18 protein-coding genes are annotated in these 19,188 nt (G+C 65.5%); 11 read left to right on the top strand and 7 right to left on the bottom strand.

The features are described from left to right. Positions 1 to 804, top strand: coding sequence for an N-formylglutamate deformylase (hutG, locus tag IB275_RS28350; protein ID WP_192293245.1), 804 nt, complete (start codon positions 1 to 3; stop codon positions 802 to 804). Between the two features lie 115 nt (positions 805 to 919). Here the strand turns inward: hutG and IB275_RS28345 are convergent, their stop codons facing one another. Further along, positions 920 to 1,804 (bottom strand): tetratricopeptide repeat protein, encoded by an 885-nt coding sequence (locus IB275_RS28345; RefSeq protein WP_167523242.1) that lies wholly within the window; start codon positions 1,802 to 1,804, stop codon positions 920 to 922. A gap of 129 nt (positions 1,805 to 1,933) precedes the next feature. After that, entirely contained in the window at positions 1,934 to 2,914 is a 981-nt protein-coding gene (locus tag IB275_RS28340) for a LysR family transcriptional regulator (protein ID WP_405307397.1), read from the bottom strand. 63 nt (positions 2,915 to 2,977) lie between these two features. Here IB275_RS28340 and IB275_RS28335 point away from each other — a divergent pair, with 63 nt between their 5' ends. From IB275_RS28335 to IB275_RS28325, 3 genes are read left to right on the top strand one after another with little or no spacing between them, the layout of a single operon-like run. Beyond that, positions 2,978 to 4,222 (top strand): D-amino acid dehydrogenase, encoded by a 1,245-nt coding sequence (locus IB275_RS28335; RefSeq protein WP_192293241.1) that lies wholly within the window; start codon positions 2,978 to 2,980, stop codon positions 4,220 to 4,222. Positions 4,223 to 4,247: 25 nt separating this feature from the next. After that, positions 4,248 to 4,598 (top strand): RidA family protein, encoded by a 351-nt coding sequence (locus tag IB275_RS28330; RefSeq protein ID WP_192293239.1) that lies wholly within the window; start codon positions 4,248 to 4,250, stop codon positions 4,596 to 4,598. 39 nt (positions 4,599 to 4,637) lie between these two features. Next, entirely contained in the window at positions 4,638 to 5,537 is a 900-nt protein-coding gene (locus IB275_RS28325; RefSeq protein ID WP_192293237.1) for a transporter substrate-binding domain-containing protein, read from the top strand. Between the two features lie 5 nt (positions 5,538 to 5,542). On the opposite strand, the gene IB275_RS28320 is transcribed toward IB275_RS28325, so the two are convergent. Together IB275_RS28320 and IB275_RS28315 are read right to left on the bottom strand one after the other, a co-directional pair. After that, on the bottom strand, positions 5,543 to 6,019 hold the full coding sequence (locus tag IB275_RS28320) for an NUDIX domain-containing protein (protein WP_192293235.1): 477 nt from the start codon (positions 6,017 to 6,019) through the stop codon (positions 5,543 to 5,545). Continuing rightward, a complete protein-coding gene (locus IB275_RS28315) occupies positions 6,016 to 6,444 on the bottom strand; it encodes a hypothetical protein (protein ID WP_192293233.1) in 429 nt (142 codons plus the stop codon). The genes IB275_RS28320 and IB275_RS28315 overlap by 4 nt, the downstream gene beginning before the upstream one ends. A 178-nt stretch (positions 6,445 to 6,622) precedes the next feature. Between IB275_RS28315 and pip the strand changes: the two genes are divergently transcribed. The 7 genes from pip to IB275_RS28280 all read left to right on the top strand — a co-directional run bounded on the left by pip (position 6,623) and on the right by IB275_RS28280 (position 15,148). Continuing rightward, complete coding sequence (pip, locus tag IB275_RS28310) at positions 6,623 to 7,594, top strand: prolyl aminopeptidase (RefSeq protein ID WP_192293231.1); 972 nt, start codon at positions 6,623 to 6,625, stop codon at positions 7,592 to 7,594. Beyond that, on the top strand, positions 7,591 to 8,028 hold the full coding sequence (gene dtd, locus IB275_RS28305) for a D-aminoacyl-tRNA deacylase (protein ID WP_081515381.1): 438 nt from the start codon (positions 7,591 to 7,593) through the stop codon (positions 8,026 to 8,028). Before pip ends, dtd begins: the two co-directional genes overlap by 4 nt. A 201-nt stretch (positions 8,029 to 8,229) precedes the next feature. Continuing rightward, a complete protein-coding gene (locus IB275_RS28300; RefSeq protein ID WP_081515382.1) occupies positions 8,230 to 9,798 on the top strand; it encodes a glucan biosynthesis protein G in 1,569 nt (522 codons plus the stop codon). Further along, the gene (mdoH, locus tag IB275_RS28295; protein WP_192293229.1) at positions 9,791 to 12,364 is read left to right on the top strand and encodes a glucans biosynthesis glucosyltransferase MdoH; all 2,574 of its coding nucleotides are present in this window, start codon (positions 9,791 to 9,793) and stop codon (positions 12,362 to 12,364) included. Before IB275_RS28300 ends, mdoH begins: the two co-directional genes overlap by 8 nt. 223 nt (positions 12,365 to 12,587) lie before the next feature. Then, on the top strand, positions 12,588 to 13,385 hold the full coding sequence (locus IB275_RS28290) for a transporter substrate-binding domain-containing protein (protein WP_081515384.1): 798 nt from the start codon (positions 12,588 to 12,590) through the stop codon (positions 13,383 to 13,385). 73 nt (positions 13,386 to 13,458) lie between these two features. Continuing rightward, positions 13,459 to 14,421 carry an amino acid ABC transporter permease gene (locus IB275_RS28285; RefSeq protein ID WP_192293227.1) on the top strand — a complete coding sequence of 321 codons (963 nt, stop codon included), beginning with the start codon at positions 13,459 to 13,461 and terminating at the stop codon, positions 14,419 to 14,421. Next, positions 14,414 to 15,148 (top strand): amino acid ABC transporter ATP-binding protein, encoded by a 735-nt coding sequence (locus IB275_RS28280; protein ID WP_081515386.1) that lies wholly within the window; start codon positions 14,414 to 14,416, stop codon positions 15,146 to 15,148. Before IB275_RS28285 ends, IB275_RS28280 begins: the two co-directional genes overlap by 8 nt. Positions 15,149 to 15,495: 347 nt before the next feature. Here the strand turns inward: IB275_RS28280 and rhlE2 are convergent, their stop codons facing one another. From rhlE2 to IB275_RS28265, 3 genes are all read right to left on the bottom strand, one after another. Beyond that, positions 15,496 to 17,595 carry an RNA helicase RhlE2 gene (gene rhlE2, locus IB275_RS28275; protein ID WP_192293225.1) on the bottom strand — a complete coding sequence of 700 codons (2,100 nt, stop codon included), beginning with the start codon at positions 17,593 to 17,595 and terminating at the stop codon, positions 15,496 to 15,498. A 154-nt stretch (positions 17,596 to 17,749) separates the two neighbouring features. Continuing rightward, positions 17,750 to 18,598 carry a methylenetetrahydrofolate reductase [NAD(P)H] gene (gene metF / locus IB275_RS28270; RefSeq protein ID WP_138213901.1) on the bottom strand — a complete coding sequence of 283 codons (849 nt, stop codon included), beginning with the start codon at positions 18,596 to 18,598 and terminating at the stop codon, positions 17,750 to 17,752. Positions 18,599 to 18,652: 54 nt separating this feature from the next. Beyond that, entirely contained in the window at positions 18,653 to 19,183 is a 531-nt protein-coding gene (locus IB275_RS28265; protein ID WP_192293223.1) for an HD domain-containing protein, read from the bottom strand. Positions 19,184 to 19,188 lie beyond the last annotated feature (5 nt).

The following is a 19,188-nucleotide window of genomic DNA, read 5'->3' as shown; positions in this document are numbered from 1 at the left end:
ATGGACAACGTTCTCGAATTCAAACGCGGCCGCGTGCCGCTGCTGATCAGCATGCCGCACCCCGGCACCCGCCTGACCCCGGCCGTGGAAAACGGCCTCGTAGATGAAGCCCGCGAGCTGGCCGACACCGACTGGCACATCCCACGGCTCTACGCCTTCGCCGACGAACTGGGCGCCAGCACCCTGGCTGCCGGCTACTCACGCTACGTCATCGACCTCAACCGCCCGGCCGACGACAAACCGCTGTACAGCACCGCTACCACCGGCCTCTACCCGGACACCCTGTTCGACGGCCGCCCGCTGTTCAAGGACGGCCAGACGCCGTCGCCAGAGGAGCGCGCGCGTTACCTCGCCGAAGTTTGGACGCCCTACCACCGCACCCTGGCCGACGAGCTGGCGCGCCTGAAGGCCGAGTTCGGCTACGCGCTACTGTGGGACGCCCACTCGATTGCCTCGGTGATCCCGCACCTGTTCGACGGCAAGCTGCCGGACTTCAACATCGGCACCAACAGCGGCGCGAGCTGCGATGCAGAGCTGGCCGAGCGACTGGTCGCGGTGTGTGCCGATGCACCGGCCTACCGGCACATCCTCAATGGCCGCTTCAAGGGCGGGTACATCACTCGCCAGTACGGCCAGCCGCAGGACAACGTGCACGCCGTGCAGCTGGAGCTTGCGCAGTGCAACTACATGGATGAACAGGCGCCCTTCGGCTACCGTGAAGACCTCGCCGCACCGACCGCCCGGGTACTCCGGCGCCTGCTGGAAACCTTCATCGCCTGGGGCCGCGAGCGCTACGGCCGCTAAGTTTTACGCAGCTTCCTGCCGCGCCAGGACTGTCGGCGCGGCGCCGCCGGACCACGCATCCCGGCGGCGCTTCCCTGGTGCGGCAGGGGGCTGTCTTTTCATTCGCAACATCGCTTCAGGAACGCACACCTTCCAGCGTGCATTCGATGTGCTCGACGCACCGCTGATCGTTCGCCCAGTCGGCCAGGACCGCGCGCAACTGGGCTTCGTCGTTGGTAGCGACGGCAAGCAACTGCTCCTGCTGCCAGCTTTCCTCTTCCTCCAGCTCGTGATCGTGCTGCTCGTGCGGGTGGCCTTCCGAGCATTGGCGGCACAGCACGCGCACGTTCTTCGACCAGGATTCGTTGGCGATCTCCAGCTCATCCAGGTGTTGCTGCAGCTCGTCGAGGTCTTCCGGCGAGCCGAGGCGGAGGTCGATTTCGTAGGTGCTGTGGGGGGAGGCGGTGAACAGCTCGAGGACGTTGAACACCGGATATTCGCGGCCCTGGTTTTCGCGGTAGCCGACCGCGGCGCCGTCGTGCAGGACGATGTCGCCATGGCGGAAGCCTGAATCCGGGTAGGGGATGTTCAGCAGGCTGGCGCGCACCGGGTCGATGCGCTGTGCCCACACGACCTCGGCACTCTCGTCGGCATTCAGGCGCACCGGGGTCATGCCGAAGTCGGCCTCGATGGGCTGGTCACCCAGCTCGATTGCGATCCCGAGCCGGTTCCACACGGCCCGCGCACAGCTCCAGTCGCGCAGCGCCGTGGCGGCGATGGCGAGGTTCCAGTTGGCCGCTTCATCGTCCGGCGTCAGGTCGACGGCCTGCTGGTTGTAGCGCTGCGAAGCCGGCCAGTCGCCGCGGTATTTGTAGATCAGGCCGATGTTGTAGTGGGTTTCCGACTTCTCCGGTGCGAGCTCGATGGCCTGGAGATACAGCGCCAGGGCCGCATCGCTATCGCCCTGGTCGTCCAGGTTCATGGCTTGTTGGTGCAGTGCGTCGGCTTGCTCGCGAGACATGGCTTTCCTTGTCGATTCCGGTTCAACGGTGTCCTGAACGCCCACGGGTGAAGACGGGCGCAGATGGGGCGCCACTTTAAACCAAGGATGCTGATCCGCCCGGTCTGCTTGCCCGCACTGCCGGGAAAACTATTCGAAGCGGTGCTGCGCCAGTTGCTTCTCGGCATGCCGCACCAGCATCTCCAGCAGCAGCGCCTGGGTGTGCGGCGGGGTTTCGTCGGCGCGGGTCAGGGCGTAGAGCGTCACCTTTACGGTGGGTGACAAGGTTCGCTGCACTGTCAGGCGCTTGTCTGCACCCAGGGCGGTAAAGGGGTCGACCAGCGCCAATCCCGTTCCGGCTTCCACCAGCGTTCTTGCCAACGCATAGGTCTGCACCGCGATGCGCACGCGCGGTGGCGGTTCGACGTTGGCCAGATGGCTTTCCAGGCGTGCCGACAGCGGGTCGGAAGTGGACAGCCCGATCATCGGTTCGCCGGCCAGTTCGTCCAGCGTCAGGGGCTGGCCCAAACGATCTTCCGGCCAGTGGCCGCATGGCGCCAGGGCGACCAGCGGGCCGCTGGCGATGGGCTGCGAGCGCAGGCCGGGGTGGTCGGTCTGCTGCAGGGTGAGGGCGAGGTCGAGTTCGCGCATCAGCAGGTTCTGCACCAGTTCGCGGGAGTGCTGGGTGGCCAGTTCGCAGCTGCTCTGCGGGTAGCGGTCGGTCCATTCGCGGATCACTGGCGGCAGCAGCGATAGCGCCATCGCTGGCGTGGCGCCCACGCGCAGGCGGTTCTCCGGCTGGCCGCGCAGGCTCTGCGCAAGGCGCCGCACGCCCTGCAGGCTTTCGCTGACCTTGGCCACTTCGCGCTCCAGCTCCAGCGCCTCGGGCGTTGCCTGCAGCTTGCCGCGTACACGCAGGAACAGCGGGAAACCCAGCTGCTGCTCGGCATGCTGCAGCACCTTGGTCACCGCCGGCTGCGAGACGTGCAGCAGTTGCGCAGCGCCGCTGACCGAACCGGTCTCGCGGATGGCCTGGAACACTTCGATATGGCGCAGGCGCATGGGCCTCTCCCGTGGTGTGGGTAACCTGTGCGTATAACGCAAGGTTATGGGTTGCCCATGTTTATTCATTGTTCGCCGCCTGTCACGCGGGCCTAAGGTCGGGGCCAGGAATGGATGGGCAGTGAGAAGGCAATGGCACAGCGGGTTTGCATCATCGGCGCGGGCGTGGTCGGGTTGGCCACGGCCCAGGCGCTGGTCCTCGAAGGCTTCGACGTCACCGTGCTGGAAGCTCGGGATCAGGCCGGGCTGGAAACCAGCTTCGCCAACGGCGGCCAGCTGTCCTACCGCTATGTCGCGCCGCTGGCCGATGCCGGCGTGCCGCAGCAGGCGCTGGGCTGGCTGCTGCGCGGCGATTCGCCGCTGCGCCTGCGCCCGCGCCTGGACCCGGCGCAATGGCGCTGGCTGCTGGAGTTCACCGCCGCCTGCCGGCGCTCGGTGAACCAGGCCAACGCCAAACACCTTCTGCGTCTTGCGCTGTTCAGCCAGGCTACATTGGCGCAGTGGCGCGAGGACGGGCTGACGGGTTTCGACTGGCGTCGCAACGGCAAGCTGGTGGCCTTCCGCGATGAAGGCAGCTTCCTCAGTGCGAGGCAGAACCTGTCCGACCCTGCCGAACAATTCGTGCTCTCGGCGCAGCAGTGCCGCGAGCTGGACCCGGCGCTGGAGCGTGCGCCCTTCGTCGGTGGCATCCATACGCCGGACGAGGAGGTTGCCGACTGCTTCCTGTTCTGCCAGCGGCTGGCCGAGCGGCTGCAGGCGTCCGGCCGCTGCCGCATCCTCTATGGCCATCCGGCATCCCGGCTGATTCTGTGCAATGGCGCGGTGGTCGGGGTGGAGGCGGGCGGGCAGAGCTTCAAGGCCGATCACGTCGTGCTCGCCGCCGGCTACCGCAGCGCAGCACTGCTGCCGCGCGGGCCGCGTCTGCCGCTCTATCCGCTGAAGGGCTACAGCCTGACCGCGCCGATCCGCGCCAATGATCACGCGCCGGACGTGAGCCTGACCGACTACGACCGCAAGGTGGTCTACGCGCGCATCGGCGAGCGCCTGCGCATTGCCGCCATGGTCGACATCGTCGGCTTCGACCCGAGCCTGGAGCCCAAGCGGCTGGCGCTGATCCGCCAGCAGGCGGCGGAGACCCTGCCCGACGCCTGCGATTACGGCGCAGCCGTCGAGTGGGCCGGCATGCGCCCAGCCACGCCCACCGGCGTGCCGTTGGTGGGCGCCTGCGGGCCGCGCGGGCTTTGGCTGAATCTCGGCCACGGTGCGCTGGGCTTCACCCTGGCCTGCGGCAGCGCACAGCTGATTGCCGCGCAGATTGCCGGGCGCCGGCCGGCTATCGACACCAGCGGCCTGACCCCCGAACGGCTGGCCGGCTGATTCCATCGGATTTAGGAGACCCACCATGCAACTCACACGCATCGCCACCAACGACCGCCTTTCCGGCGCTATGGTCTTCGGCTCGCTGGTTTTCCTCTCCGGGCAGGTGCCCGGAGAGGCCACCGATATCCAGGACCAGACCCGCGAAGTGCTGGCGAAGATCGACGCACTGCTGGCCGAGGCCGGCACTGACAAGGCGAACATCCTCAGCGCGACCATTTACCTGAAGGACATCGTCGCTGACTTCGAGGCCATGAACGGCGTCTGGTCCGCTTGGTTGCCCGAAGGCTGCGCGCCGACCCGCACCACGGTGCAGGCGCTGCTGGCGCGGCCGTCCGTGTTGGTGGAAATCACCGTGATCGCTGCACGGCCCTGAACCTCAACCCGACTCACAACAACAAGAGGGATCGAACCCATGAAACGACTCGCACTGGGAATGCTGGCGGCGTCCAGCCTGGTCTGCGCGCTGGCGCAGGCGAACGAAACGTTGGACGGCACGCTGAAGAAGGTCGCCGATCGCGGCACGATAACCCTGGGTTATCGCGACGCCTCGGTGCCGTTCTCCTACCTGGGCGACAACAGCGGCCAACCCATGGGCTACTCGGTGGACCTGGCCGGCAAGGTGGTCGAGCGCATCAAGCAGAAGCTCGACAAGCCGGACTTGAAGGTGAAGTACAACCTGGTGACCTCGCAGACGCGCATCCCGCTGGTGCAGAACGGCACGGTCGACCTGGAGTGCGGCTCCACCGGCGTCACCGCAGAGCGCCAGAAGCAGGTCGCCTTCTCCTACGGCTTCATCTACGTGAAGGGCCAGTTGCTGACCGCCAAGGACAGCGGCATCCAGGGCTTCGATGACCTCAAGGGCAAGAACGTGGTGACCACCGCCGGCACCACCAACGAGCGCTACCTCAAGGCCTACAACGCCGAGCACAAGCTGGGCATGAACGTGGTCAGCGCCAAGGACCATGGCGAAGCCTTCCTCATGCTGCAATCCGGCCGCGCGGTAGCCTTCTACATGGATGACGCATTGCTCTACGGCGAGAAGGCCAAGGCGCGCGACCCGCATCATTGGGTAGTGGTGGGCGAGCCGCAGTCGCGGGAAATCTATGCCTGCATGGTGCGCCGCGACGATCCGCAGTTCCTCGCGCTGGTCAACCAGACGCTGGCTGACCTCTACGCCTCGGGCGAGATCAAGGGCATCTACCAGCGCTGGTTCGAGCAACCGATCCCGCCGAAGAACCTCAACCTGGAATTCCCCATGACCGCAGAGCTGCAGGCGATCATCGCCAAGCCCACCAGCGAACCGGTGCAGTAACGCTGCTAGCGTTGCAGGCCGAGGTGGCGGATCAGTGGCTGCACCTCGGCCAGGCGCTCCCAGACATCGTCGAGCAATTCGGCGGGGTAGTAGGAGGGCAGGCGCGGCAGTTCCTGGCGCGGTACCCAGGCGACCTCGCGGATATCGAACTCGTCGCCGCCCATGCCGCGCAGGTTGTCCAGGCTGACCCGGCCATCCCAGGCATCCACGCGGTAGAACAGCTCCATGTGGAAGCGCCCGGCCACCGGCTCGGCGAACTCGCGCACGTAGACCAGCGGGCCGACTTCCACCGCCAGCCCGGTTTCCTCCCGGCACTCGCGCCGCACCGTGTCGCGGGTGGATTGGTCCTTGTCCGACTCGAAGCCGCCCCCCGGCGGAATCCAGTACACGTCGCCGGCCACCTCATGGCGCACCAGCAGGATCTCGTCGTTGCGCAGCAGCAGGCCGGCGGCGCGGATGCGGTGTTGCAGGAGGAGAGTCATTGCCAATCGAGCCTCGCCAGTTTCCATTCAGAGCCTTCGCGCCACCACTCCAGCTTCACGGCGTAATGCCCGGCGCTGTCGGGGATGAGGTTCTCGGCGCCGGTGAGGGCGACTTGCGCGTCAGTATGGCCGCGATTGGTATAGGTCGGGTCGATCCGGCTCTCGCTGCTGAGCAGGATCACCTTGACCTGCTGGTGGCGCAGGAACATCAGCGTCATGGTGCGCTTGGCCCAGTCGCGCTCGAACTCGCCATTGGCGCGGAACTCGCCGGCCAGCTGATCGATCACGGCCCCGCTATTCTTGGCTTCGAGGTTGTCCTGCAATTGTTTGACGGCGGCATCCAATTGCGCGCGCGGATCGTCCCGGCCACAGCCGCTCAGAGCGAACAGCAGCAGGAACAGAGAAAGAAACAACTTCCGTGGCATGGCTCACTAACTCCCTTATGGGTTTTTCGCTGGCCCGAGTATCATGCCCGACACCGTGGGGGCCGAAGACTTTCGATGGAAGTCGCGCCGCGGCAACGCGACTTTCTATAAGGTGGCGACAGGCCCTAGGATGGTTACTGGTCCGGAGCGACCGTACGTACTGATCCAGGAGCGAGCCATGCAAACTTTGTATCCGGAAATCAAGCCTTACGCGCGCCATGAACTGGCCGTCGAAGAGCCGCACGTCCTCTACGTGGACGAGAGCGGCACGCCCGACGGACTGCCGGTTCTGTTCATCCATGGCGGCCCGGGCTCCGGTTGCGATGCCATGTCGCGGCGCTTCTTCGATCCCAATATCTACCGCATCGTCACCTTCGACCAGCGCGGCTGTGGCCGCTCCACGCCCTACGCGAGCCTGGAGAACAACACCACCTGGCACCTGGTCGCGGATATCGAGCGCATCCGCGAGCACCTGGGTATCGACAAGTGGGTGCTGTTTGGCGGCTCCTGGGGCTCGACCCTGTCGCTGGCCTACGCCCAGGCACATCCCGAGCGCGTGCTGGCGCTGATCGTACGCGGCATCTTCCTCTGCCGCCCGCAGGAGATTCGCTGGTTCTACCAGGAAGGCGCTAGCCGCCTGTTCCCCGATTACTGGGAGGACTACCTGGCGCCGATTCCTGCCGACGAGCACGACGACCTGCTGCACGCCTTCCACCGCCGCCTGACCGGCCCGGACCAGATCGCCCAGATGCACGCTGCTCGTGCCTGGTCCACCTGGGAAGGCCGCACTGCCACGCTGCGGCCGAACCCGGCGGTGGTCGAGCGCTTCGCCGACCCGCACCGCTCGCTGTCCATCGCCCGGATCGAAAACCATTACTTCGTCAACGACGGCTTCCTCGAGCCCGACCAACTGCTGCGCGACATGCACAAGATCGCCCACCTGCCGGGCGTGATCGTCCATGGCCGCTATGACGTGGTCTGCCCGCTGGACAACGCCTGGGCGCTGCACAAGGCCTGGCCCAACAGTGAGCTTCAGATCGTCCGCGACGCCGGCCATGTGGCCGGTGAGCCGGGCATCACCGATGCGCTGGTGCGCGCCACCAACGAGATCGGCCGGCGTCTGCTGAACCTGCCGCCGGAGGCTGAATGAAGGGTCTGATCCAGCGGGTGCGTGGTGCCCGCGTCGAGGTCGACGGCGAAATCGTCGGCGCCATCGACCATGGGCTGCTGGCCCTGGTGGGGGTAGAACCCCAGGATGATGAAGAGTCAGTGAACCGTTTGTTGCACAAGCTGCTTAACTATCGAGTGTTTGGCGACGATGAAGGTAAAATGAACCTTTCATTGAGCGATGTCGGCGGCGGTCTGCTGCTGGTCTCGCAGTTCACCCTGGCCGCGGATACCCGAAAGGGGCTGCGACCGAGCTTTTCCAGCGCGGCGCCACCTGAAAAGGGCGCCGCGTTGTTCGATCTACTCGTGGAACAGGCGCGAGAGCGTCATCCGCTGGTCGCCACTGGCCGTTTTGGCGCCAACATGCAGGTCCACCTGGTCAATGACGGCCCGGTGACCTTTCTACTGGAGGCTTGAACGCGCGGCAGCTTGTCATATCGCCGTGGGATGATGGTTAGGGCTTATGCACTTAGAACAATGCGCCTCCGGGAGCCTGAAGTACCCGCGGAAAAAATCGGGGAATCATTCAGGCTCACCGGGGTCGGAATTCAATCGCCAGCAGATTGGCATCGCCTTTGCTGGCTTTAATCGTTTTGTGTTCACGGACGAGGGGGACTCGTGATTTTCCGTTCCGTTCAACAACCGCTTTCGCGCCAAATCCTTCGCGGACTGGTCGGCTCCGCCCTGTTGGCGTTGAGCGCTACCCATGCCTGGGCCTTCAATCTCGACGACGTTGGCGAAAAGGCCAAGGCGCTGGCTGCAGAGAAGTACAGCGCACCGACGAGCAACCTGCCATCGGAATTCAGCGAAATGAAGTTCGCCGATTACCAGCAGATTCGCTTCCGTAACGAGAAGGCCTACTGGGCCGACGAGAAGACCCCCTTCAAGATCAGCTTCTATCACCAGGGCATGCACTTCGACACCCCGGTGAAGATCAACGAAGTCACGGCGACCGACGTCAAGGAGATCAAATACGATCCCTCCCGTTTCGACTTCGGTTCCCTGAAGTTCGATGCCAATGCCACCAAGGATCTGGGCTACGCCGGCTTCCGCCTGCTGTACCCGATCAACTCGCCGGACAAGCAGGACGAGATCGCCACCTTCCTGGGGGCGAGCTACTTCCGCATCATCGGCAAGGACCAGTGGTGGGGCCTGTCCGCCCGTGGCCTGGCGCTGGACACCGCGCTGCCGTCGGGTGAGGAGTTCCCGCGCTTCCGCGAGTTCTGGATCGAAAAACCCAAGCCCAAGGACAAGCACCTGGTGATCTTCGCGCTGCTGGATTCGCCCCGTGCGACTGGCGCGTACCGCTTCACCATCCGTCCGGGCAATGACACCGTGGTCGATGTGAAGGCCCGCGTGTTCCTGCGCGACAAGGTGACCAAGCTGGGCCTGGCGCCGCTGACCAGCATGTTCCTGTTCGGCTCCAACCAGCCGTCGCCGGAGCACAACTTCCGTCCGGAGCTGCATGACTCCACCGGCCTGCAGATCCATGCTGGCAACGACGAGTGGATCTGGCGCCCGCTGAACAACCCGAAACACCTGTCCGTCAGTGCCTACAGCGTCGAGAATCCGAAAGGCTTCGGCCTGCTGCAGCGTGGCCGCGAGTTCTCCCGCTACGAAGACCTCGACGACCGCTACGACCTGCGCCCGTCGGCCTGGGTCGAGCCGCAGGGCGACTGGGGCAAGGGCACCATCGAGCTGGTGGAGATCCCGACCCCGGACGAGACCAACGACAATATCGTTGCCTTCTGGAACCCCGAGAAGCGTCCGGAAGCTGGCGAACCGCTGGACTTCGCCTACCGCATGCGCTGGACCAAGGACGAGCAGGCCCTGCACGATCCGAAGAACGCCTGGGTCATGCAGACCTTGCGCTCGGTTGGTGACGTGAAGCAGAAGAACCTGATCCGCCAGCCGGATGGCAGTGTCGCCCTGGTCGTCGATTTCGTCGGCCCGACTCTGAAGGCGCTGGCAGGCGATGCGCCGGTGAGCACCCAGGTGAGCACCGACGACAACGCTGAAGTGAAGGAAAACAGCCTGCGCTACAACGCAGTGACCCAGGGCTGGCGTCTGACCCTGCGGATCAAGGTCAAGGATCCGAAGAAGCCGACGGAAATGCGTGCTGCCCTGGTGAACGGCGGCCAGACCATTTCCGAAACCTGGAGCTACCAGCTGCCTGCCGATGAATAACTCCACCGCTACCACCGCGCCGGTGGCCGATTATCTCGCGCACCTGCCCCTTTCGGCGCAGGAGCGTGAGCGGCTGGCCAGGGCCGGTTCCATCAGCGAGCTGCACGAGCAGCTCGCTGGCGACGTCGAGGGTGAAGACGCTGCGCTGGCTTCGGTCGGTGCGCGTCTGCGCCACGGCTACGGCCAGGACCTCGACGATGCCCAGATGCTGGGCATGGACGACAACGGCCGTACCTACCTCAAGGCCGCACCGCCGATCCAGCGCACCAAGGTGATCCCCGAACCCTGGCGCACCAACCCGATCATGCGCGGCTGGCGTCGCCTGACCGGGCGCAGCAACCCCTCCAAGCCCTCCCGCGACCTGCCCAAGGCGCGCTGGCAGCGGGTCGGCTCGCTGCGCCGGTTCATCCTGGTCCTGCTCATGCTCGGCCAGACCAGCGTCGCCACCTACTACATGAAAGGCATCCTGCCCTACCAGGGCTGGGCCTTCGTCGACCTCGAAGAGATCAACCGCCAGACCTTCCTGCAGACCCTGGAACAGGTGCTGCCGTACGTCATCCAGTTCGGCGTGCTGGCGCTCTTCGCCATCCTCTTCTGCTGGGTCTCGGCAGGTTTCTGGACTGCCCTGATGGGCTTCTGGGAGCTACTCACCGGCCGCGACCGCTACCGCATCTCCGGCAGCAGTGCGGGCAGCGAGCCGATTGCCGCCGAGGCGCGCACCGCCATCGTGATGCCGATCTGCAACGAGGATGTCCCGCGAGTCTTTGCCGGCCTGCGGGCGACCTACGAGTCGGTCGCGGCCAGCGGCGAGCTGGATCGCTTCGACTTCTTCGTGCTCAGCGACACCAACCAGCCCGACATCGCCATGGCCGAAGAAAAGGCCTGGATCGAGCTGTGCAAGGAAGCCCTGGGCTTCGGTCGCATCTTTTACCGTCGCCGCCGGCGCCGGGTGAAGCGCAAGAGCGGCAATATCGACGACTTCTGCCGTCGCTGGGGTGGCCAGTACAAGTACATGGTCGTCATGGACGCCGACAGCGTGATGAGCGGCGACTGCCTGACCAAGCTGGTGCGCCTGATGGAGGCCAACCCCGAGGCTGGCATCATCCAGACCGCGCCCAAGGCGTCGGGCATGGACACCCTCTATGCGCGCATGCAGCAGTTCGCCACCCGCGTCTACGGTCCGCTGTTCACCGCCGGCCTGCACTTCTGGCAGCTGGGCGAATCCCACTACTGGGGCCACAACGCGATCATCCGGGTGAAACCCTTCATCGAGCATTGCGCCCTGGCGCCGCTGCCGGGCAAGGGTTCCTTCGCTGGCGCGATTCTTTCCCACGACTTCGTCGAAGCCGCGCTGATGCGCCGCGCCGGCTGGGGCGTGTGGATCGCCTACGACCTGGAGGGCAGCTACGAGGAATTGCCGCCCAACCTGCTGGACGAGCTCAAGCGCGACCGCCGCTGGTGCCACGGCAACCTGATGAACTTCCGCCTGTTCCTGGTCAAGGGTATGCACCCGGTGCACCGCGCGGTGTTCCTCACCGGCGTGATGTCCTACCTGTCGGCGCCGCTGTGGTTCTTCTTCCTGGTGCTGTCGACCGCGTTGCTGGCGGTGCATCAGTTGATGGAGCCGCAGTACTTCCTGGAGCCGCGCCAGCTGTTCCCGATCTGGCCGCAGTGGCACCCGGAGAAGGCCATCGCCCTGTTCTCCACCACCCTGACTCTGCTGTTCCTGCCCAAGCTGCTCAGCGTCATGCTGATCTGGACCAAGGGCGCCAAGGGCTACGGCGGTGTGATCAAGGTGACCCTGAGCATGCTCCTGGAGATGTTCTTCTCCGTGCTGCTCGCCCCGGTGCGCATGCTGTTCCATACCCGCTTCGTGCTGGCCGCGTTCCTCGGCTGGGAAGCCCAGTGGAAGTCGCCGCAGCGTGACGATGACGACACCCCGTGGAGCGAGGCGATCCGTCGCCACGGCCTGCAGACCCTGCTGGGCCTGTGCTGGGCCCTGCTGGTGGCGTGGCTGAACCCGCGCTTCCTGTGGTGGCTGTCGCCCATCGTCGGCGCCCTGATGCTGTCGATCCCGGTCTCGGTGATCAGCAGCCGGGTCAAGCTGGGCCTGGCCTCGCGCGACGAGAAGCTGTTCCTCATCCCCGAGGAATACGACACCCCGCGCGAGCTGCGTGCCACCGACGAGTACACCTACCAGAACCGCTGGCAGGCGCTGAAGGACGGCTTCGTCCGCTCCGCCGTCGACCCGGTGCTGAACGCCCTGGCCTGCGCCATGGGCACTGCCCGCCACGGCCAGTCCGCCGCCATCGAGGCGACCCGCACCGCGCTGGTCGAGAAGGCGCTGGAAGCCGGCCCCGAGCAGCTCGACGGCAACCGCCGCCTGGCGCTGCTGAGTGACCCGGTGGCGCTGTCGCGCCTGCACCTGGCGCTCTGGCAGGGTGACAAGGAACAGTGGATCGGCCCCTGGCGGCAATCGCTGCAGGCCGACGCTCATGCTCCGGCCGTGCCCCTGGCGCCGGTCGCGGAGCAGGGCGCCATGGCACTGCCCGCCGCGCAATCCTGACCCAGCGCCTCCCTCGTCCCGTCCGGGGCGAGGGAGGCGTGGCGGTTTAGCCTGTTTTCCCCGCGCACCGCTGCTGGTACCCTTCGCCAGCTATCCAGAAAAGATTGAGATATCTGCCGCATGGGGTACGCTTCGCACCCTTCTGCGCCCGGCATGCCTGGGCGCGCGCGATTCGATCGCTGGAAAAAACAAGAAGTTCTTTCACTTGCTTGGGAGTTTGGGGATGAAAAAGTACCTGGCATCGCTGGTGATGGGCGTCTGCGCTCTGGTCAGCGTCAGCGCGGCTCAGGCCGGCGCCATCGATGAAGCGGCCAAGCGCGGCACCTTGCGCGTAGGCATGGACCCGACCTACATGCCGTTCGAGATGACCAACAAGCGCGGTCAGATTGTCGGTTTCGAAGTGGACCTGCTCAAGGCCATGGCCAAATCCATGAACGTCAAGCTGGAGCTGGTCTCCACCGCCTATGACGGCATCATCCCGGCCCTGCTCACCGACAAGTTCGACATGATCGGTTCGGGCATGACTCTGACCCAGGAACGCAACCTGCGCCTGAACTTCTCCGATCCCTTCATCGTGGTCGGCCAGACCCTGCTGATCCGCAAGGAACTGCAAGGCGAGATCAAGTCCTACAAGGACTTGAACGACGCGAAATACCGCATCACCTCCAAGATCGGCACCACCGGCGAATTCGTTGCCAAGAAGCAGCTGTCCAAGGCTCAGTACCACGGTTTCGACAACGAGCCCGAAGCGGTCATGGACGTAGTCAACGGCAAGGCGGACGCCTTCATCTACGACTCGCCCTACAACGTCGTCGGCGTGAGCAAGTTCGGTGCCGGCAAGCTGGTGCACCTGGACCAGCCGTTCACCTACGAGCCGCTGGCCTTTGGTCTGAAGAAGGGCGACTACGACTCGATCAACTTCATCAACAACTTCCTCAAGCAGATTCGCGAAGACGGCACCTACGATCGCCTGCATGACAAGTGGTTCAAGAACACCGACTGGCTTAAGGACATGGAATAATCCACGTCTGACGCTGGTTGTCCCGACGCGCAGGCCATGAGCCTGCGCGTTCGCATTTTCACGGTAGAGATTCGTGGCTAGAACGAAACGCCCAACCTGGCCCTGGCATGGGCTGACCGGACTGATCCTCCTGCTGATCGGCCTGGCCCTCTGGTACTCCACTTCGCTGATTTCCTACGAGTGGCGCTGGAATCGCGTCCCGCAGTACTTCGCCTACCAGGCAGAAGAGCCGCTGCGCGCGGACAACGTCTCGCGGGTCGAGAAGATCGAGGATCAGGGCGGCAACGCCCGTGTCACCCTGGTGGACGAGGACGGCAAGCAGCAGGTGCTGAGCGTGGCTGCCGACACCCTGCAGTTTTCCGAGAACGACGACGTCGCCGAGGGCGATGTAGTTGGCTCGACCCGCCACTGGGCTGCCGGCCCGCTGGCCTGGGGCCTGTGGACCACGGTGTGGATCTCCTTCGTGTCCGGCGCGTTCGGCCTGTTCATCGGCCTGTTCACCGGTCTCTGCCGCCTGTCGAAGAACCCGACCCTGCACGATCTCTCGACCCTCTACGTCGAACTGGTGCGCGGCACGCCGCTGCTGGTGCAGATCTTCATCTTCTACTTCTTCATCGGCACCGTGCTGAACCTCTCTCGCGAGTTCGCCGGTGTGGCGGCGCTGGCGCTGTTCACCGGCGCCTACGTGGCCGAGATCGTCCGCGCCGGCGTGCAGTCCATCGCCCGCGGTCAGGATGAAGCCGCGCGCTCCTTGGGCCTGAACGCTGCGCAGTCGATGCGCCATGTGATCCTGCCGCAGGCCTTCAAACGCGTGCTGCCGCCGCTGGCCGGGCAGTTCATCAGCCTGGTGAAGGACACTTCCCTGGTCTCGGTGATCGCCATCACCGAACTGACCAAGAGCGGCCGCGAGGCGATCACCACCTCGTTCTCCACCTTCGAGATCTGGTTCTGCGTCGCCGCGCTCTACCTCGTGATCAACCTGCCGCTGTCGCATCTGGCGGGGCGTCTGGAGCGGAGGCTCGGCCAAAGTGATTGAAGTCCGTAATCTGACCAAGGTTTACGACACCCGCGGGCTGGTCGTGCGCGCGGTGGACGATGTCAGCACCGGCGTCGCCCGCGGCGAAGTGGTGGTAGTGATCGGGCCGTCCGGCTCGGGCAAGTCCACCTTCCTGCGCTGCCTGAACGGCCTGGAAGAGTTCGACTCCGGCTCGGTGAGCATCGACGGCGTTGACCTCGCCAACCCGAAGACCGACATCAACGCCTACCGCCGCGAAGTCGGCATGGTGTTCCAGCACTTCAACCTGTTCCCGCACATGACCGTGCTGGAGAACCTGTGCCTGGCGCAGAAAGTCGTGCGCAAGCGCGGCAAGGCCGAGCGCGAAGCCAAGGCCCGTGCGCTGCTGGAAAAGGTCGGTATCGGCCAGAAGGCCAATGAGTACCCGTCGCGCCTCTCCGGTGGACAGCAGCAACGCGTGGCGATTGCCCGTGCGCTGTGCATGGAGCCGAAGGTGATGTTATTCGACGAACCCACCTCGGCACTCGACCCGGAAATGGTCGGCGAGGTGCTGGACGTGATGAAGACCCTGGCCGTGGAAGGCATGACCATGGTCTGCGTGACCCACGAAATGGGCTTTGCCCGCGAAGTGGCTGACCGCGTGCTGTTCTTCGATCACGGCAAGCTGCTGGAGGACGCCGCTCCGGCGGAGTTCTTCGCCCAGCCCAAGGATGCGCGCGCGCAGAGCTTCCTGCGGCAGGTGCTGTGAGTTTCATGCACTGCTGAAAAAGCCGCCTTCGGGCGGCTTTTTTGTGTCCGGCCGGTGAGTTGGCGGCATGTGCGGGAGCAGCTCACCTCTTTCGGGAAGTCTGTGCCATCCCTGTGCCCTCACCCCAACCCTCTCCCAGAGGGAGAGGGGGCAGGACGTGCTGGCTGACGCTGCGGTTTCATCCTGCACTGAGCGGTCCCCTCTCCCGCTTGCGGGAGAGGGTTAGGGTGAGGGGCCCTTGATCCTGAAATCCGCGATCGCGCCCATGGGGCGCTCCCACAGGATTTGGTGTTGGCCAAATCCCAGGCAAAAAGAAACCGCCCCGGAGGGCGGTTTCTTCTACAGCATCACTCGCGGTTGCGGGTCAGCAGCGCGGGACGCTCGGTCTTGCGGCGCGGTTCCAGCTCTTCCAGCTGCTCCGGCGTCGGGAAGCGGTCGGTGCGAACCAGGTCGCGCTTGTTGATCACTACCGGCTGGCGGGTCGGCTTGGCGGCGCCGTACTCGCTCGGCTCGCGCAGCGGGGCGTCGTTCATGCGCGAAGCCGGAGCCTTGCCACCGCGCTTGCGCTGGCCGGCCTTGCCCTGAGCGTTGCCGCCCTGGCCTTGGCCCTGGGTGCGACCACCGCCGTTAGGCTTCTTGGCGGCGCGGCCCTGACCTTGTCCTTGGCCCTGGCTACGGCCTTGACCGCTTCCACCCTGGCTGCCGCCCTGACCACCCTGGCTGCGGGCGCGTTGCTGGCCCTGACCCTGGTTCTGGCCCTGACCTGCGCCTTGCCCCTGGCCCTGACCGCCACGGCGGCGCTGGCCGCGTTGCTGGTCCTTGTCCGGGAACGGGCTGACGTAGTCGGCGCGGTTGCCGAAGTTGTCGAAGTCGTCGTCGAGGAACTCTTCCGGGTCGCGGTTGCCGTCGGCTTTCGGTGCGCGAGCCGGCTTGGCCTGCTGCTGACGGCCCTGGCCCTGCTGGCCCTGCTGGTCTTGCTGCTGGCGGGGCTGGCGCGGTTGACGGGGTTCGCGCGGCTCACGAGCCTGAGTGTTGGCGTTCGGTTGCGCGTCGCTGCCCTGGCCGTCGCCCTTCTTCTTGCCGCGCCCGCCTCGACGGCGGCGCTTGCCGGCCGGCTTGTCGCCGTCAGCGGCTTCGCCTTCAGCGTTGGGAGCGGCGCTCTGCTGCTCTTCGGCCTGCGGTTGCTGCGGCTTGTCCTTGTTGCGGTCCTTGCGCTCGCCGCGCTTGGCCTTGTCCTTGCGCGGTTGGCGCTGCGGGGCTTCCTTCGGCTCGGGCTGCTGGACTTCCGGCAGCACGGTGTCGGGGTCGAAGCCCAGGGTATCGCCATCGGGGATACGCTGCTTGGTCAGGCGCTCGATGGCCTTGAGCAGCTTGTCCTCGTCCGGCGCCACCAGCGAGATGGCTTCACCGGTACGACCGGCGCGGCCGGTACGGCCGATGCGGTGGACGTAATCTTCCTCGACGTTGGGCAGCTCGTAGTTGACCACGTGGGGCAACTGGTCGATGTCCAGGCCGCGGGCGGCGATGTCGGTGGCGACCAGGATGCGCACGTCGTTGGCCTTGAAGTCGGCCAGGGCCTTGGTGCGCGCGTTCTGGCTCTTGTTGCCGTGGATCGCGGCGGCCGGCAGGCCGTGCTTGGTCAGGTACTCGGCCAGGCGGTTGGCGCCGTGCTTGGTGCGGGTGAACACCAGCACCTGTTCCCAGGCGCCCATGGTCACCAGGTGCGCCAGCAGCGCGCGCTTCTGTACCGACGGAATGCGGAACACGCGCTGCTCGATACGCTCGACGGTGGTGTTCGGCGGGGTGACCTCGATGCGCTCCGGGTTGTGCAGGAGCTTGTTGGTGAGGTCGATGATGTCTTTGGAGAAGGTCGCCGAGAACAGCAGGTTCTGGCGCTTGGCCGGCAGCTTGGCGAGGACCTTCTTCACGTCGTGGATGAAGCCCATGTCGAGCATGCGGTCGGCTTCATCGAGGACGAGGATTTCCACGCGGGACAGATCGACGCTGCCCTGACCGATCAGGTCGAGCAGGCGGCCGGGGCAGGCGACCAGGACGTCGACGCCCTTGGACATCGCCTGGACCTGCGGATTCATGCCGACGCCGCCGAAGATGCAGGCGCTTTTCAGGGGCAGGTCGCGGGCGTAGACCTTGAAGCTGTCGTGCACCTGGGCAGCCAGCTCGCGGGTCGGCGTCAGTACCAGGACGCGAGCCTGGCGCGGGCCGTGGCGGTGTTCGCGGTCCGGGTGGCCTTCGGGGAACAGGCGTTCGAGCACCGGGAGGGCGAAGCCGCCGGTCTTGCCGGTGCCGGTCTGGGCGGCAACCATGAGGTCGCGGCCTTGAAGTACGGCGGGGATGGCGCGTTCCTGGACGGGAGTGGGGCGCGCGTAGCCGGCGGCTTCAACGGCGCCAGCCAGGGCCTCGGAGAGACCGAGGGAAGTAAAGGACATGCGGGGTTCCTGTAGGCCGGCGACCTGCCGGCTCGAGGGCGCGTGATTTCAGGCTCGGGGCGAGCGCTCAGCCGATGGCTGGAAGCACCCCGTCCACGATACGCCGGCGTTGCGCTGGCCGGGATCGCGGACGGTAAGCCCGGAGCAATGATCCTCAGCGGGGGAGCTTGAGGTTGTTCCAGAGCGCCAGGCTGGGTTCAGCCTGGTTCAGGGTGTAGAAATGCAGACCGGGTGCGCCGCCCTCGAGGAGGCGTTCGCACATTTCGGTGATGACCTGCTCACCAAAGGCCTGGATGCTGGCGATGTCGTCGCCGTAGGCTTCCAGCTGCTTGCGAATCCAACGGGGGATTTCCGCGCCACAGGCGTCGGAGAAGCGGGCCAGTTTGGTGTAGTTGGTGATCGGCATGATACCCGGTACAACCGGAATGCTGACACCGAGTTTCTCCGCACGCTCGACAAAATGGAAGTAGCTGTCGGCGTTGAAGAAGTATTGTGTGATGGCAGAGTCGGCGCCGGCTTTGACCTTGCGCACGAAATTCGCCAAATCATCCTCGAAATTGCGCGCCTGCGGGTGAACTTCCGGATAGGCGGCAACTTCGATGTGGAAGTGATCGCCGGTTTCGGCGCGGATGAATTCCACCAGCTCGTTGGCGTAGCGCAGCTCGCCGCTGGCCATGCCCATGCCCGAGGGCAGGTCGCCGCGCAGGGCGACGATGCGACGGATGCCGGCGTCCTTGTAGTGGGCCAGCAGGGCGCGCAGCTCGGGCTTGGTGTCGCCGACGCAGGACAGGTGCGGTGCGGTCGGCACCTTCACCTCGCCATCCAGCTGCAGCACGGTGGTCAGGGTGCGATCGCGGGTGGAGCCACCGGCACCATAGGTGCAGGAGAAGAAGTCGGGCTTTTTCGCGGCCAGCTGGCTTGCGGTGGCCAGCAGTTTTTCATGGCCGGCTTCGGTCTTGGCGGGGAAGAACTCGAAGCTGAAACGGCGTTCTTTCTGACTCATGGTCGTTCCTTCGGCGCCGCGTCATCGCGTGGCTGCCGGCATGTGCCGTCGACTTCAGAAGTGACGGCGGTAGTTGTCTATCTTCGTGCGCAGTCGCTCGGCGCTGGGCTCGTGCGCATGGCCGAGGACGGCCAGGATGCGCTGCGACTGAGCATGGTATTCGGCGATCTTGCTCCGCGCCCAGGTCGAGGGTGGCGGCTGCAGGTTGGTGATCCGGTCGCACAGCTTGACGATCGCATACTGCGCCGCGCCGGTCGCCAGCCTTTCGAGGTAGATGTCGAATGGCAGTTTCTCGCCATTCACCACCTTGCTCAGGCGCTGGGCGCCGTCGGCGACGAACTCGCCGAAACGCGTCTGCAGTTCCTCGAAGGGCACCGGGGTGTCTTCGAGCACGTCGTGCAGCAGGGCGATCTGGACGGTTTCCGCCAGGCGCTGGATGGGCGCTTCGCGGTCGGCCGCCATCACTTCATTGGCTACCATCGCCAGGTGGACTGCGTAGGGCAGCGACGAGGCGGTCAGCGTCTGCCCGGCGTGAGCGCCGGCGGCGAAGAGCCAGGCCTGGTTGTAGCTGTCCTGCAGATCCATGGGGC

It is taken from the genome of Pseudomonas sp. PDM21 (genome assembly GCF_014852505.2).
Classification (GTDB): domain Bacteria; phylum Pseudomonadota; class Gammaproteobacteria; order Pseudomonadales; family Pseudomonadaceae; genus Pseudomonas.
This window is presented reverse-complemented; position numbering and strand designations above follow the sequence as displayed.

Bases quoted from the DNA above. Each gene is read 5' to 3' on its own strand.
- IB275_RS28290 (WP_081515384.1), top strand. From the start codon at position 12,588: ATGAAAAAGTACCTGGCATCGCTGGTGATGGGCGTCTGCGCTCTGGTC.
- IB275_RS28345 (WP_167523242.1), bottom strand. From the start codon at position 1,804: ATGTCTCGCGAGCAAGCCGACGCACTGCACCAACAAGCCATGAACCTG.
- IB275_RS28315 (WP_192293233.1), bottom strand. From the start codon at position 6,444: ATGCCACGGAAGTTGTTTCTTTCTCTGTTCCTGCTGCTGTTCGCTCTG.
- dtd (WP_081515381.1), top strand. From the start codon at position 7,591: ATGAAGGGTCTGATCCAGCGGGTGCGTGGTGCCCGCGTCGAGGTCGAC.
- IB275_RS28265 (WP_192293223.1), bottom strand. From the start codon at position 19,183: ATGGATCTGCAGGACAGCTACAACCAGGCCTGGCTCTTCGCCGCCGGC.
- IB275_RS28320 (WP_192293235.1), bottom strand. From the start codon at position 6,019: ATGACTCTCCTCCTGCAACACCGCATCCGCGCCGCCGGCCTGCTGCTG.
- hutG (WP_192293245.1), top strand. From the start codon at position 1: ATGGACAACGTTCTCGAATTCAAACGCGGCCGCGTGCCGCTGCTGATC.
- IB275_RS28335 (WP_192293241.1), top strand. From the start codon at position 2,978: ATGGCACAGCGGGTTTGCATCATCGGCGCGGGCGTGGTCGGGTTGGCC.
- IB275_RS28340 (WP_405307397.1), bottom strand. From the start codon at position 2,914: ATGAATAAACATGGGCAACCCATAACCTTGCGTTATACGCACAGGTTA.
- IB275_RS28325 (WP_192293237.1), top strand. From the start codon at position 4,638: ATGAAACGACTCGCACTGGGAATGCTGGCGGCGTCCAGCCTGGTCTGC.
- pip (WP_192293231.1), top strand. From the start codon at position 6,623: ATGCAAACTTTGTATCCGGAAATCAAGCCTTACGCGCGCCATGAACTG.
- IB275_RS28330 (WP_192293239.1), top strand. From the start codon at position 4,248: ATGCAACTCACACGCATCGCCACCAACGACCGCCTTTCCGGCGCTATG.
- mdoH (WP_192293229.1), top strand. From the start codon at position 9,791: ATGAATAACTCCACCGCTACCACCGCGCCGGTGGCCGATTATCTCGCG.
- rhlE2 (WP_192293225.1), bottom strand. From the start codon at position 17,595: ATGTCCTTTACTTCCCTCGGTCTCTCCGAGGCCCTGGCTGGCGCCGTT.
- metF (WP_138213901.1), bottom strand. From the start codon at position 18,598: ATGAGTCAGAAAGAACGCCGTTTCAGCTTCGAGTTCTTCCCCGCCAAG.